Here is a 13,763-nt window from a genome sequence, read left to right as displayed (position 1 = left end):
GATAAATGCTAAAGCAAGCCAACATCAATCGAATAGTGCTGGCCATCGTGCTCACGGTATCGAGCTTGATTATTGGCATGCTGGGCTTTACGGGCATCGAGAACTTCAATCTGGTCGACGCGTTTTACATGACTGTCACCACCGTCTCGACGGTGGGCTATGGCGAAGTCCATCCGCTGTCCACGGCGGGGCGCATTTTCGTTTCGTTCTACATCCTCTACAACCTCGTCGTGGTGGCCTACCTCGTGTCGGTCCTGTCCTCGTTTATCTTTGATGGCGAGCTGCGAAAACTATTCAATATGTTCCGAACCGACCAGGAAATCAAGCACTTCAGCGGGCACGTAATTGTGTGCGGCTTTGGCCGCAATGGCCGCCGGGCCTACCAGGAGCTCCGCGCCAACGGCGCCCGCGTAGTGGCCGTCGAAATGGACCAGGAGCTGATGAAAAGCTTCGCCGAAGGCCGTGACGACGAAGATTATGAGGGCACTGACCTGGCTGGCGAAAAAATATTTGCCGTGTTCGGCGACGCTACCTCCGACCGGGTACTCATGCAGGCCGGGGTACAGCGCGCGTCGGCCCTCATCACGGCCCTGCCCAAAGACGCCGACAATGTATTCGTGGCCCTGTCGGCCCGCGCCCTCAACCCCCACCTCAAGATTATTGCCCGAGCCTCCTACAAAACCTCGGAAAGCAAGCTGCTCTCGGCCGGGGCCAACTCGGTGGTCATGCCCGACGAAATCGGCGGCTCGCACATGGCCAAGCTCGTGGTGCGCCCCGAAGTAATTCGTTTCCTGGACCTGATTTCGGGGTTGAGTGCCGACAAGCTGCGGCTGGAAGAGCTGGCTTTCGCGCAAATGCGGCACGACTTTCACGGGCAAAGCATTCGCGACCTGGACATCCGCTCGCGCACCGGCGCCACCATTATTGGGCTCCGCCAGCAGGAAGGCGCCCTGCTGGTGAGCCCGCCGGCAGACTACGTGCCCAAAGCAGGTGATGTGCTGCTGGTGCTGGGCAGCGAGGCGCAAATTGAAAGCTTCGAGGTGAAATACCGCCAGCTCTAAACCCCGAAACCGGCCTACAGTCGCGTTCCTACCTTTGCCGGACCCATGCACATCCTGCAGCTCTGTCCCCGCGTTCCGTTTCCGCTGACTACTGGCGGCGCCATTGCCATGCACGACGTGGCCGCGGGCCTTATTCAGGCGGGCCACCGCGTCACGATGCTGGCCATTAATACGCCCAAGCACCGCCAGCCCGCCGATGCACTCGACCACCTGGGGCCCAATTTCCGGCTTGTGATAGTGGACGTCGACACGGACATTACGCCGGTTCGGGCCCTCAAAAACCTGCTTTTCAGCCGCCAGCCCTACATCGCCGAGCGGTTCATCAGCCCCGCGATGGGAGAGAAGCTGCTCGAATTGCTGCGCACCGAAACCGTGGACGTGGTGCAGATGGAAGGCACTTTCGTGGCCTGGTACGGCGAGTTTTTGAGCCGGCAGCACAGCGCCCAGGCTCAACGTGCCGCCCCTGGTGCTGCGGGCCCACAACCTGGAATACACCATCTGGAAGATGCTGGCCGGCCGCGAGGCCAACCCTGAAGCGGTTGCTGCTGCGCACCATGGCCCAGCGTCTGGAGAAATTTGAGCGCCGCCACCTGCCGCAGTTCGACGCCGTAGCGGCCATTACCGACGACGACGCCCGACGGCTGCGTACCCTGGGCTGCCCCGAGCCGGTGGTGTTTATCCCGGCTGGCGTGGAGCTGGCGCGCTTTCAGCCCAACCCCAGCCTGCAGCCCAGGCCGCGCACGCTCTTCATGATTGGCTCGCTGAACTGGCTGCCCAACCTGGAAGGCGTGGAGTGGCTGCTGCGCGAAGTGTGGCCCACCTTTCACGCCGAAGTGCCCGACGTGGAGCTGCACCTGGCCGGCAGCGGCACGCCCGCCAGCCTGCTGGCCCCGCGCACCGACAACGTCGTGGTGCACGGCTTCGTGGAATCGGCCCCGGACTTCATGCAGAAATACGAGTGATGCTGGTGCCGCTGCTGAGCGGCGGCGGCATGCGCATCAAAATCATCGAGGGCATGGCCATGGGCAAAGCGGTGCTGAGCACGGCGCTCGGGGCCGAAGGCATTGCCGTGCGCGACGGCCACGACATTCTGCTGCGAGATTCGGCCGCCGAGTGGCTCGAGGCCCTGCGGGCCTGGGCCCGCGGCGAAGTGCCCACCGCCCAGATAGGTGCCGCCGCTGCCCGCGCCGCGGCCGACCAGTACGACAACCGCCGCGTCATCGACCGTTTTGTGGACCTGTACACGCGGCTGCAGCCGGCGCAGTCCTGATGCTGACGGCGCTGCTCGTACTTATTTTCTGGGGCTGTTTATTCCTGGTGGCCCATACCTACGTGCTGTTTCCGCTGCTGCTGAGCCGGCTCGCGCGGGGCCGGCAGCAAAACCAGCACGTGTACCAGACCGATGCGGCGAGCCTACCGGCCGTGGATATTTTGCTGGCGGCCCACAACGAGGAGGCGGTGATTGCCGAGAAAGTCCGCTCCACGTTTGCCACCACTTATCCGCTCGACCGGGTACGGCTGTTAGTGGGCTCCGACAATTCGTCGGATGGCACCAACGCGCTTCTCATGGCCCTCGCTGCCGAATACCCCCAGCTGCAATTTGAGGCCTACGCCGAGCGCACGGGCAAGCCCACAGTTATCGAAAACCTGGCCCAACAGGCCACGGCCCCCGTTCTGGTGCTCACCGACGCCAATGTCTTTTGCGCCCGACACGCTGTACCACTTGGTGAAGCATTTTCAGCAGCCGGGCATCGGCCTGGTGGGCGGGCACATCATCAACCCCGAGCACCGCGCCGAAGGCATTTCCGGCCAGGAAAAGGCCTACCTGGAGCGCGAAAACCTTATCAAATACCAGGAGGGCGTGGTCTGGGGCAGCATGATGGGCGCCTTTGGTGGGTGCTTTGCGGTGCGCCGGGCCTGCTACCACCCGGCCCCGGCCGCGTTTCTGGTCGATGACTTCTACATCACGCTGGCCGTGCTGCGCGACGGCTACCAGGCCATCAACGAGCTCGACGCTATGTGCTACGAAGACGTGTCGGACCGCCTGCCCGAGGAATTCCGGCGCAAGGCCCGCATTTCGGCCGGAAATTTCCAGAACCTGAAAGAGTTTCGGGCGCTGCTGTGGCCCAGGTGGCGTGGGGTGGCGTTTGCGCTGTGGTCGCACAAGGTGCTGCGCTGGTACACGCCGGTGCTGCTGCTGGTACTGCTGGCGGCCACGGCGGGCCTGGTGGCCACGGGTGCCGGGTGGTTTTTCCAGCTGGCGCTGCTGGGCCAGCTCGCCCTGCCGCTGCTCATGCTGCTGGACGGGGCCCTGCGCCGGGCCGGGCGCAATTCGCGGCTGCTGCGCTTTATCACCCATTTCTATAGCATGAACGCGGCGCTGCTGGTGGGCTACTGGCGGTATTTGCGCGGCATCAAAACCACCATCTGGCGGCCTACTCAGCGCTTCCAGCAAGGCTAGCCGCGTTTGGCGAGAACGCCACGGCTGGCAGGGCTAACTTTGCGGCGGCCCTCGTTGTTATGGCCCGAAATACCCTATCCATGCTTGATACCATCGAATCCGCCATTGCCGATATCCGCGCTGGCAAGGTCGTAATCGTCGTCGACGACGAGGACCGTGAAAACGAGGGCGACTTTATCTGCGCCGCTCAGTGCGCCACGCCCGAAATCATCAATTTTATGGCCACCCACGGCCGCGGCCTGGTGTGCGCCTCGCTTCCCGAGCAGCGCTGCGAAGAGTTGGGCCTCGACCTGATGGTGGGCCACAACACGGCCCTGCACGCCACGCCCTTCACGGTATCGGTCGATTTGCTCAAAAACGGCGTGACCACCGGCATCTCGGCCTCCGACCGCAGCAAGACCATCATGGCCCTGATTGACCCCGCTACCAAGCCCGAGGAATTGGGCAAGCCGGGGCACATTTTTCCGCTCAAGGCCCGCAAGGAAGGCGTACTGCGCCGCGCCGGCCATACCGAGGCGGCCGTCGATTTGGCCACCCTGGCAGGCTTTGAACCGGCCGGCGTGCTGGTCGAAATTCTTAAAGAGGACGGCGAAATGGCCCGGCTCCCCGATTTGGAAATCGTAGCTAAAAAGTGGGACCTGAAGCTGATTTCGGTGCAGGACCTCATCAAATACCGCCTGGCCAAAGAAAGCCTGATTCATCGGGATATTTCGGTGAAAATGCCCACCGAATGGGGCGACTTCGACCTGTATGCCTTCACGCAGCGTACCAATGGCGTGCAGCATTTGGCTCTGGTTAAAGGCGATATCAGCGGGCCCGAGCCGGTGCTGGTGCGGGTGCACAGCTCGTGCGTGACCGGCGATATTTTCGGCTCCTGCCGCTGCGACTGCGGCCCGCAGCTGCACCAGGCCATGCGCCAGATAGAGCGCGAGGGCCGCGGCGTGGTGGTGTACATGAACCAGGAAGGCCGCGGCATTGGCCTCATCAACAAGCTCAAGGCCTACAAGCTGCAGGAGCAGGGCCGCGACACCGTGCAGGCCAACGAGGAGCTGGGCTTCAAAGGCGACGAGCGAGACTACGGCGTGGGCGCCCAGATTCTGCGCGACCTCGGAATCACCGAGATGCGCCTGCTCACCAACAACCCCCGCAAGCGTACTGGCCTCATCGGCTACGGCCTGAAAATCGTGGACACGCTCCCGATTGAAATCGACTCCAACCCCCACAACGAGGCTTACCTCACCACCAAGCGCGACAAGATGGGCCACGATATCATGCAGAAAGTGCCCAGCGATGCGCCCGAAGCGGCGTAATTAGCTATTTCCCTGCACCGATAATAGAATGTCAGGCACTGGCACACCCAAGAACGTCATGCCGAGCCTGCCGAAGCAACTTTGCCACGAGAGTAAACCCAATCGTCTGTCGTGCTGAGCGCAGCGAAGCATCTTTTCACGCCTGAGTCGTTCGGTCGTGATAGGATGCTTCGCTGCGCTCAGCATGACAGACGATTGGGTTTTCTCGTGGCAAAGATGCTTCGCTGCGCTCGGCATGACGTTCTTCTTTTTTGTTAAGAAGCTACATGGCGGCCAGTTGCTGTCGCAGCATCGTTAGCAGCGACTGCGCGGCATATTCCACGTTGAGGGCACGACCCCGGTCCAGCACGTATTCCCGGCTGATGGTTTGGGTGGCATCGGCATATGCCAGGCACACGGTGCCCACTTTCTTGGTGGCGGTGGCGCCGCCGGGGCCGGCAATGCCGCTGGTAGCCACGGCCACATCCACGCCCAGGCGGCGGCGGGCACCCTCGGCCATTTCGCGCACGGTGGCTTCGCTCACGGCACCGAATTGAGCCAGGGTTTCGGCTTTCACGCCGAGTTCTTCCTGTTTGATGTCGTTGTGATAGGCCACTACGCTGCCCCGGAAATATTCTGAGCTGCCAGGCACACTCGTGAGCCTATGCGCCACGAGGCCGCCGGTGCAGCTCTCGGCGGTGCCCACCGTGAGGCCTTGAGCCAGCAGTAGCTTCCCAATGGCAGCTTCCAGCGTTGTTTCTTCCTCGGCAAAAATGTATTCGCCGATGCGCTCGCGCAGGGCGGGGAGCAGGGCCAGCATGCGGCCGCGCAAGTCGGGCTGGCCATCGGCGGTGCCGGTGAGGCGCAGGCGCACCGCGCCGAAGCTGGGCAGGTAGGCCAGCTTGATATTGGCGGGCAGGGCATCTTCCCAGTCGGCGATTTTTTCGGCCAGGAAGGACTCGCCGATGCCGGCCGTCATCACCACCACGTGCTCGATGGGAGCGAGGTGAAACTGGGTTCGCAGGCGGGGTAATACGTGGTCGGTCATCAGGCGCTTCATTTCGAAAGGCACCCCGGGCATGCTCACAAACACGGTGCCCTGGTCGCTGAACCACATGCCGGGGGCCGTTCCCACGGCGTTGTGCAGCACCTCGCAGTTGGCCGGCACCATGGCCTGCTGGCGGTTCACGTCAAGCATGGGCCGCTGGAAGCGCTTGAAAATTTCCTCCACGTGGTGCAGCGTGGGCTCGTGCATCACCAGGCTCGGTGCCGAAGTAGCGGGCCAGCACGTGCTTGGTGAGGTCGTCTTTGGTGGGCCCTAGGCCGCCGGTGATGAGCACCACCTGCGCCCGTTGCCGGGCCTGGTTTAACGCCGCCACTATTTCATCGGCCCGGTCCGATACTGAGGAAATCTGCCGCACCCGCAGGCCGATTTTGGCCAGCTCCTGGCCCATAAAGGCCGAATTGGTGTCTACCACCTGCCCGTAGAGCAGGCTCGTCGCCAATGGTCATGATTTCGACATCGGGGCGCGGCCTGCTGAGAATTGGAGTCGGCAGCGGGTTGAAACTGGGCAGTGGTGGGCATAGCGAGGAGGTAAGAAATAGGTTTGGCCGCAAAATTGTCTTCAATTTGCATACGCGGCGGTCCAAGGACAGCCATAGGGGCCATCCGGTTTTCCCGCCGCATCAGTTTACTCTATGTTTACTCGCATTGCCAGTGCCTTGTTGGTAGCCGGCCTCCTGGCCACTTCTGCCCCCGCTGCCCACGCCCAAACCACCGCCGCCAAAAAAGCTGCTGCTACCAAGGCGGCCGCCGCGAAAACCGCCGCAGCCAAAAAAGCCGCCGCCACAAAAGCTGCTGCGGCCAAAGCGGCTGCCGCCAAAACCGCCGCTGCAAACGCCGCCGCGGCTAAAGCTGCAGCAGCTACGCCCGTGGCGCCCAAGCCGGCCCCCGTGCCGCTCACCGAGTCGCTGGCCAGCGCCGGCATCAAAGATGCCCTCAACAAGGGCATCGTAAAGGCCGTGCAGTTTGCTTCCGAGCCCGACGGCTTCAACATGAATGACGACATCCACATCCCGTTTCCGGAGGATGCCATTTTGATGAAAACGACGTTGAGCAAGTTTCCGGGCATGAACACGCTTATCAGCACCTTCGAGACCCAGCTCAACCGCGCAGCCGAAGCCGCTGCGCCCAAAGCCAAGGACATTTTCCTCAACGCCCTGGCCAACATCAGCATCACCGATGCCATTTCGCTGGTCACCAGTGGCTCAACTGATGCCGCTACCCAGTTCCTGCGGAAGAACACCGAAGCCCAGCTTATCACGGCGTTCCGGCCCGACATCAGCGCGGCCATCGACCAGGTAGGTGCCGGCAAGGCCTACGCCAAGATGACCAGCCAGTACAACCGCATTCCGCTCATGACGCCCGTGCAAACCGACCTCACGGCCTACACCACGCAGAAAGCAGTGGATGGCCTGTTTATCCTGCTGGCCAACGAGGAAAGCAAAATTCGCAAGAACCCAGCCGCCCGCACCACCGACATCCTCAAGCAGGTGTTTGGCCGCTAGTAACGCGTCGTAGTCTTTTACAGCAAAAAGCCCCACCAGGATATCCTGGTGGGGCTTTTTGCTGTAGTTTTAATATTCGGGCTTAGTAATCGTCGCTGTCGAAGTTGCTGCCGCGACGGCTGCCTCGGCCGGCGGCGTAGCCTTCGTCAGCATCGTCGTCGTCGTCATCGGCGAATTCGTCTTCATCGTCGTCGAGGCTGGTGAAGGCTCCGCGGTCGGCGTTTTCGGCCCGCTCCGCCTCCACAAACTCTTCTTCCGTCATGTTGGCCAGGTCCAGGGCTTCATCGTGCGAGGAGCCCGTGTCGGTCCACATCAGGTAGTCGGCATATTTGGCCGAAAGGCGGTCTTCCAACGAGCCGAGGGCAGCAGCGCCACCTTTTGCAGCGTAGGAGTCCAGGTTGTCTTCGTCGTCGAGCAGGTCGTCGTCCAGGTCTTCGTGGTCAATCATGGCCGGGGCGGGAGTTAGTTATAGTGGAAAATAATGCCTGTGGCGGCCGCAAAGATACGGGGCAGACTCTTTTTTGGCTAAAAACACCGCTCGTTAGAAGTCTTCACAATCCGGCTCAAGCCGTGCAAATGGCCTTTGAGGCTGGTGGGTAAACCGCGCTTTCGCCAACATGTTAGGCACTTGCAGCAGGCAGCCCAACCCGTTACTTTTCTCGCACCAGCTGAAAGTCCGTTACCAGCAGCTCCTCATCGCAGAAGGCGTATTCGGCCGGCACATTGGAGCTCAGCAGCAGGGTGCGCCCGGCGCGGGTGGCCTGCACGTGTTCTTGGTACCACGCCACCCCGGTGGCGTCGAGGTTGGTGGTGGGCTCATCGAGTAGCAGCAACGGGGCCTGTGCATACAGCGCCAACGCCAGCTTGAGGCGCTGTTTCATGCCCGATGAAAACTCCCGCACCAGGCGGTGCCGGGCCTTGTCGAGGTACATCAGCCCAATTAATTTGTCGAGTGTGATTCCCGGCCGCAAGGCCTTGAACTGGGTGTGGAAGTGCAGCAGCTCCAGCAGCGTGAGTTCTTCCAGCAGCTCCAGGTAAGGCGCCGCGTACGCCAGGTGCTGGGGCAGGTCTTCTACTGCTAAGGCCCGGCCGGAGAGGGCGTAGGTTAGCGTGCCTTCAGTAGGCAGGAGCTGGCCCGAAATGGTATTGAGCAGGGTGCTTTTGCCCGCGCCGTTGGGACCGAGCACCGCCGTGGCGCTACCGGGCCGAAAAGTGCGCGTGAGGCCCCGGTAAATCCAGTCGCGCTGAAAGCGCTTGCCCAGGCCGGTGGCTTCAATTAACAAGGAACGGTGCGCAAATAACGATGAGCGTTGAGCCAGACAGGAGCAGCTTATTCCGCTTCGGCCCCGTCGGTGCGGCCCCGCTTGGGGCCTTTGATGATGCCGCGCGTGGCCGAGCGCACAAAGCTGACGGCAATCTCGCGCTCGGGCGAAGCCGGCAGTTCCCGCTCAATTTGAGCCAGGGCATCCTGGTTGTTTAAGCCGCCCAAAAACAGCGTCCGATAGAGCTGCTGCACCAGGTTAATGGATTCTTCGGTGAAGCCGCGGCGGCGCAGGCCCACCGAGTTGGCGCCGGCGTAGGAGAGGGCTCGCGGCCGGCTTTCACAAACGGCGGCACGTCCTTGCGAACCAGCGAGCCGCCCGACACCATGGCGTGGGGCCCAATCTTAACAAACTGGTGCACCGCCGACGAGCCGCCAATAATGGCGTAGTCCCCAATTTCGACGTGGCCCGCCACCTGCACGGTATTGGCCAGGATGCAGTGGTTGCCGATGATGCAGTCGTGCGCCACGTGCACGTAGGCCATCAGCAGGCAGTGGCTGCCCACGCGGGTTTCGCCGCGGTCGATGGTGCCGCGGTTCACCGTCACGCACTCGCGCAGCACGGTGTGGTCGCCAATGACGGCCGTGGTTTGCTCGCCGGCAAACTTGAGGTCCTGAGGCACGGCGGCAATCACGGCGCCGGGAAACACCTGGCAGTGCTGCCCGATGCGAGCGCCGTTCATGATGGTCACGTTTGGCCCAATCCAGCTGCCCTCCCCAATTTCGACGTCCGCCGCAATGGTCGTAAACGGTTCAACGGTTACGCCCGGCGCGAGACGAGCGGAGGGGTGAATGTGGGCGAGGGGGAAATCATTCTTTACTTTAATGAAGAATGAGGAATGAAGAATGAGGAATTTGTTGGCAACAAGCGCCGGCTAATTCTTCATTCTTCATTCTTCATTATTAATTCAATTCTAGGCGTCTTTGCGGACAATGGCGGCGCTCATTTCAGCGTCCATCACCACTTTGCCATTCACGAAGGCCTGGCCGCGCATTTTGGCGATGCCGCGCTTGATGGGAGCTAACAACTGGCAATGGAATAAGATAGTGTCGCCGGGCAATACTTTTTTGCGGAAGCGGCAGTTTTCGATGCCCAGGAAATATTGCCAGTAGTTTTCGGGGTCCGGCACGGTGTTCATCACCAGGATGCCGCCGGTCTGGGCCATGGCCTCTACCTGCAGCACGCCGGGCATGATGGGGTTGCCGGGGAAGTGGCCCTGAAAGAATGGCTCGTTCATGGTCACGTTCTTCACGGACGTCACCATCTGGTCGTCAAGGTGAATGATTTTGTCAATCAGCAGGAAGGGGTAGCGGTGGGGCAGCACCTGCATGATGCGGTTGATGTCCATCACCGGCTCGCGGTTCATGTCGTACACCGGCACCGGGTTGCTGCGCGACTCCAGCATCTTCTTCTTAATCTTCTTGGCAAACGCCACGTTGGCCGCGTGGCCGGGACGGGCGGCCAGAATCTGGCCTTTCAGCGGGCGGCCCACCAGGGCGAGGTCGCCCACGAGGTCAAGCAGCTTGTGGCGGGCAGGCTCGTTTTTGTGGCGCAGGTCCACGTTATTGAGGATGCCTTCCTTCTTCACCGATACACGGGGCTTGCCCAGCATTTTGGCCAGGTCGTTCAGCTCGTCGTCGGTCACCACGCGGTCTACCACCACGATGGCGTTGCTTAGGTCGCCGCCGCGAATGAGATTGTTTTTGTAGAGCATTTCCAGCTCGTGCAAAAAGCAGAAGGTGCGCGAGGAAGCAATTTCATCGCCGAACTGGGCAATGTCGGCCAGCGTGGCGTGCTGCGAACCCAATACCGGCGAATTGTAGTCCACCATCACCGTGAGGCGATAGTCCGTGAGGGGCAGGGCGGCAATCTCTACGCCGCGGGCATTGTCGACGTAGCGAATGCTCTCAGGGATTTCGTAATAGTTGCGCAGGGCGTTTTGCTCTTCCAGCCCAACGGTTTGCAGGGCCTTGATGAACTCGGCCGACGACCCGTCCATAATGGGCGGCTCGGGGCCCGACAGCTGAATCAGCACATTGTCGAGCCTGCATGCCCACCAAAGCCGCCAGGGTGTGCTCCACGGTGTTGATGCGGGCGCCGTTCTGCTCGATGGTGGTGCCGCGGCTCAGGTCTACCACGTTGTCCACGTCGGCGTCCACCACGGGCTGGCCGGGCAAATCCACGCGCTGGAACTTGTAGCCGTGGCCCACCGGGGCGGGGCAAAACGTCATGGTGGCTTCTACGCCGGTGTGCAGTCCGATGCCGCGCACCGTGACGGGCGCCTTGATGGTGTGTTGCTTGTCGTTCATTCTGAGTAAGTTTCTGGTTGCTCGTTTCTTGCTTCTTATTGCTGGCTTAGCAAAACGACAATTCTAAACCAGAAACAAGCAACCAGAAACCAGAAACCCGGCTGCAAAGCTAGGGCTTTTCCGTCGTGCTTTTCGCCTTCTCCAACTGCTCGACGCGCTGCTCCAACTCGGGCAAGCGGCGGAAAATGATTTGGGCGCGCTGGTTCTGCTTAAAATCGAAGGCGGTGGAGCCCTGCAGAATCAGGCCTTCCTGCTTCACGTTCTTGCCTACGCCCGACTGCGCGGTCACGGTAGTGCGGTTGGCCAGCGTGACGTGGCCGGCCATGCCCACTTGCCCGGCCAGCACGCAATGGTCGCCAATCTTGGCCGAGCCGGCGATGCCCGTTTGCGAAGCGATAACCGTGTGCTGGCCGATTTCCACGTTGTGGGCCAGCTGCACGAGGTTGTCGATTTTGCTGCCGCGGCCCACGCGGGTTGAGCCCAGCGTGGCGCAGTCGATGGTGGCGTTGGCGCCGATGCTCACGAAGTCTTCCAGCACCACGTTGCCAATCTGCGGGATGGCTTTGTAGGTGCCGTCGGGCTGGGGGCGAAGCCAAAGCCATCGGTGCCCACCACAGCACCGGCCTTTACCACGCAAAACTGCCCAATTACGGTATCCGAATAGATTTTGGCCCCGGCGTGAATGATACTGCCCGCGCCAATCGTAACCCGGTCGCCGATGTAGGCGTGGGGGAAAATCAGCACGTTTTCGCCCAGCTTGCAATTATCACCTATGTAGGAGAAAGCACCCCGGTAGTGCCCCGGCCCGATTTCCGAAGTCTCACCAATAAAGGAAGGCTGCTCCACGCCGCGCTTGCCGGTGCGGGTGGCCTGGGCATAAAACTCGAGCAGGCTGGCTGAAGGCGGTATAAGGATTTTCAACCCGAATGAGCGCGGGCTTCACCGCGTGCCGCAATTCCTGATTCTGAGCTACAATGACGGCGGAAGCGCCGGTTTCGTATAAAAATGACTCGTATTTATTATTGGAAAGGAAGGTGAGGGAGCCGGCCTGGGCTTCTTCAATCTTGGCCAGGCTGGAGATGCGCTGGGTCGCGTCGCCTTCCACGGTGCCGCCGAGGACTTCGGCGATTTGCTGAACAGTAAATTCCATAGTCCGCAAATTTAGTTGTCAGAACCCCATCCCAATTCCATTCTCATGGAATGTCATGCTGAGCGCAGCCGAAGCATCTCGCTCGCATCGTTGAGCTGGTTAGATTACTGCTGCAAGCGAGATGCTTCGGCTGCGCTCAGCATGACGTTCTATATTTTTTGCCCACAGATGCTACACAATCTCCTTGGGGTAGCAGATGTAGAACTTCTCCACCCGCTGGCTGAGGGCCCGGATATTGGGCAGGTCGGAGGCTTCCATTACGTTTACCACATCGCCTTTCTTGGTCAGAATCTCAATGGGCTCCTGGCTTTCGGCGTTGTAGGCGCTGTTGCTAAGGCGGCCGGATATCATCAGCAGCTTGGCTTCTTCGGGCGCCAGAGCGAACTTCTCTTCAATCAAGTCCTGGATGCCGAGCATGAATTCCTCTTCAAAAGGCTCCGACGACAGCACAATCTTGAGAAGGTTGCGGTGCAGGATGCTCTTGGCCAAATAGCTGAGGACGGGGTCAGGGTGGCCAGCCCAATTTTTGATGGCCGACCAGAAATCGTGGTCGTCGAGCTCCACGAAATGGCTCAATATTTTGTCGTCGCGCTCAAAGTCGGTGAGGCTCACGGCGCGGCCCAGGAAATAGCCCAGGCAGTTGTTGGCGGGCACGTCCACGCCCTGGCGGGCGAGGTCGCGGGCGCGCTGCACCACCCGAATCACCATCTGCTCGGCGCTGGTCACGGTTTTGTGCAGGTACACCTGCCAGTACATCAGGCGGCGCGATACCAGGAAGTTTTCTACCGAGTACACCGCTTTTTCCTCCAGCACCAGCCGCTCCTCGTGTACGCGCAGCATCTTGATGAGGCGGTCGGCGCCGGGGCGGCCTTCTTCCACGCCGGTGTAGAAGGAGTCGCGGTTGAGGTAATCGAGCCTGTCCATGTCGAGTGACTGCTCACCGCCGGTGGAAAAACGGCCGCTTGTAGGTTCCCTTGAACATTTCGATGGCCAGCGTAAGCTTGCCTTCAAACTCCACGTTGAGCCGCTGCATGAGAAACAGCGAGAGCTGCTCATGCGGCACATCCTGGAAAATGGCGGTTTCCAGGGCGTGGGAAAGGGGGCCGTGGCCCACGTCGTGTAGCAGAATGGCAATGAGCGCGGCTTCGCCTTCGGCCGCCGAAATCTTCACGCCCTTGTCCTTGAGTGTGCGCAAGGCCAAGGACATGAGGTGCATGGCGCCCAGCGCGTGGTGAAAGCGGGTATGCAGCGCCCCCGGGTACACGAAACCGGTGAGGCCCAGCTGTTGAATGCGCCGCAGCCGCTGGAAGTACCGGTGCTCAATCAAATCAAAGAGCAGCTCCGTCGGGATGGTGACGAAACCGTACACCGGGTCGTTAAAAATTTTCTTTTTGTTCATAAAGGGCGTTGGCGTTGAGCCAACGGGACGTAAGACGAGGCAACCGTGGTACAAAAGAACGACGGCCGCGCGGGGTTTAGCCCAGCCATGGCCACCGGTAGCCCCATTCGCGCAACCGAGCGGCTCAGATTTGAGACCTTTGGGTTGGCCGGCAGCTCACCGTTGAGCTAACTCCAGTTCAATAACCAAACTGCCTCATTTACG

General features: G+C 60.9%; 11 protein-coding genes and 5 pseudogenes. 8 read left to right on the top strand and 8 right to left on the bottom strand.

The features are described 5' to 3' along the window. Positions 1–5 precede the first annotated feature (5 nt). The 7 genes and pseudogenes from ACFQT0_RS17390 to ACFQT0_RS17360 all read left to right on the top strand — a co-directional run bounded on the left by ACFQT0_RS17390 (position 6) and on the right by ACFQT0_RS17360 (position 4,832). Positions 6–1,061: a potassium channel family protein gene (locus ACFQT0_RS17390; RefSeq protein WP_380204459.1), complete on the top strand. Its 1,056-nt coding sequence runs from the start codon at positions 6–8 to the stop codon at positions 1,059–1,061. A 45-nt stretch (positions 1,062–1,106) separates the two neighbouring features. Beyond that, positions 1,107–1,595, top strand: coding sequence for a hypothetical protein (locus ACFQT0_RS17385; RefSeq protein ID WP_380204458.1), 489 nt, complete (start codon positions 1,107–1,109; stop codon positions 1,593–1,595). A 5-nt stretch (positions 1,596–1,600) separates the two neighbouring features. Further along, complete coding sequence (locus tag ACFQT0_RS17380) at positions 1,601–2,023, top strand: glycosyltransferase (protein WP_380204457.1); 423 nt, start codon at positions 1,601–1,603, stop codon at positions 2,021–2,023. Continuing rightward, positions 2,023–2,331: a glycosyltransferase gene (locus tag ACFQT0_RS17375; protein WP_380204456.1), complete on the top strand. Its 309-nt coding sequence runs from the start codon at positions 2,023–2,025 to the stop codon at positions 2,329–2,331. The genes ACFQT0_RS17380 and ACFQT0_RS17375 overlap by 1 nt, the downstream gene beginning before the upstream one ends. Continuing rightward, positions 2,331–2,768, top strand: a pseudogene (locus ACFQT0_RS17370) (glycosyltransferase); the annotation flags it as partial. The gene ACFQT0_RS17375 and the pseudogene ACFQT0_RS17370, both read left to right, overlap by 1 nt. Beyond that, positions 2,755–3,522 carry a glycosyltransferase family 2 protein gene (locus ACFQT0_RS17365; RefSeq protein WP_380206063.1) on the top strand — a complete coding sequence of 256 codons (768 nt, stop codon included), beginning with the start codon at positions 2,755–2,757 and terminating at the stop codon, positions 3,520–3,522. The pseudogene ACFQT0_RS17370 and the gene ACFQT0_RS17365, both read left to right, overlap by 14 nt. Positions 3,523–3,602: 80 nt before the next feature. Beyond that, on the top strand, positions 3,603–4,832 hold the full coding sequence (locus tag ACFQT0_RS17360) for a bifunctional 3,4-dihydroxy-2-butanone-4-phosphate synthase/GTP cyclohydrolase II (protein WP_380204455.1): 1,230 nt from the start codon (positions 3,603–3,605) through the stop codon (positions 4,830–4,832). 262 nt (positions 4,833–5,094) lie between these two features. Here ACFQT0_RS17360 and ACFQT0_RS17355 read toward each other — a convergent pair whose 3' ends face one another. Further along, positions 5,095–6,066: a nicotinamide-nucleotide amidohydrolase family protein gene (locus tag ACFQT0_RS17355; protein WP_380206062.1), complete on the bottom strand. Its 972-nt coding sequence runs from the start codon at positions 6,064–6,066 to the stop codon at positions 5,095–5,097. After that, a complete protein-coding gene (locus tag ACFQT0_RS17350) occupies positions 6,002–6,289 on the bottom strand; it encodes a molybdopterin-binding protein (protein WP_380204454.1) in 288 nt (95 codons plus the stop codon). Before ACFQT0_RS17350 ends, ACFQT0_RS17355 begins: the two co-directional genes overlap by 65 nt. A 220-nt stretch (positions 6,290–6,509) precedes the next feature. On the opposite strand from ACFQT0_RS17350, the gene ACFQT0_RS17345 reads away from it, so the two are divergent. Continuing rightward, positions 6,510–7,379 carry a DUF4197 domain-containing protein gene (locus ACFQT0_RS17345; protein ID WP_380204453.1) on the top strand — a complete coding sequence of 290 codons (870 nt, stop codon included), beginning with the start codon at positions 6,510–6,512 and terminating at the stop codon, positions 7,377–7,379. 82 nt (positions 7,380–7,461) lie between these two features. On the opposite strand, the gene ACFQT0_RS17340 is transcribed toward ACFQT0_RS17345, so the two are convergent. The 6 genes and pseudogenes from ACFQT0_RS17340 to ACFQT0_RS17315 all read right to left on the bottom strand — a co-directional run bounded on the left by ACFQT0_RS17340 (position 7,462) and on the right by ACFQT0_RS17315 (position 13,559). Continuing rightward, positions 7,462–7,827, bottom strand: coding sequence for a hypothetical protein (locus ACFQT0_RS17340; RefSeq protein ID WP_380204452.1), 366 nt, complete (start codon positions 7,825–7,827; stop codon positions 7,462–7,464). A gap of 202 nt (positions 7,828–8,029) precedes the next feature. After that, a complete protein-coding gene (locus ACFQT0_RS17335) occupies positions 8,030–8,662 on the bottom strand; it encodes an ABC transporter ATP-binding protein (protein WP_380204451.1) in 633 nt (210 codons plus the stop codon). Between the two features lie 47 nt (positions 8,663–8,709). Then, positions 8,710–9,527, bottom strand: a pseudogene (gene lpxA, locus ACFQT0_RS17330) (acyl-ACP--UDP-N-acetylglucosamine O-acyltransferase). Between the two features lie 87 nt (positions 9,528–9,614). Beyond that, a pseudogene (locus ACFQT0_RS17325) lies at positions 9,615–11,010 on the bottom strand (bifunctional UDP-3-O-[3-hydroxymyristoyl] N-acetylglucosamine deacetylase/3-hydroxyacyl-ACP dehydratase). A 109-nt stretch (positions 11,011–11,119) separates the two neighbouring features. Continuing rightward, positions 11,120–12,160, bottom strand: a pseudogene (lpxD, locus tag ACFQT0_RS17320) (UDP-3-O-(3-hydroxymyristoyl)glucosamine N-acyltransferase). Between the two features lie 171 nt (positions 12,161–12,331). After that, positions 12,332–13,559 (bottom strand): annotated as a pseudogene (locus tag ACFQT0_RS17315) (HD domain-containing protein). Positions 13,560–13,763 lie beyond the last annotated feature (204 nt).

It is taken from the genome of Hymenobacter humi, assembly GCF_042665855.1.
Classification (GTDB): Bacteria; Bacteroidota; Bacteroidia; order Cytophagales; family Hymenobacteraceae; genus Hymenobacter; species Hymenobacter humi.
This window is presented reverse-complemented; position numbering and strand designations above follow the sequence as displayed.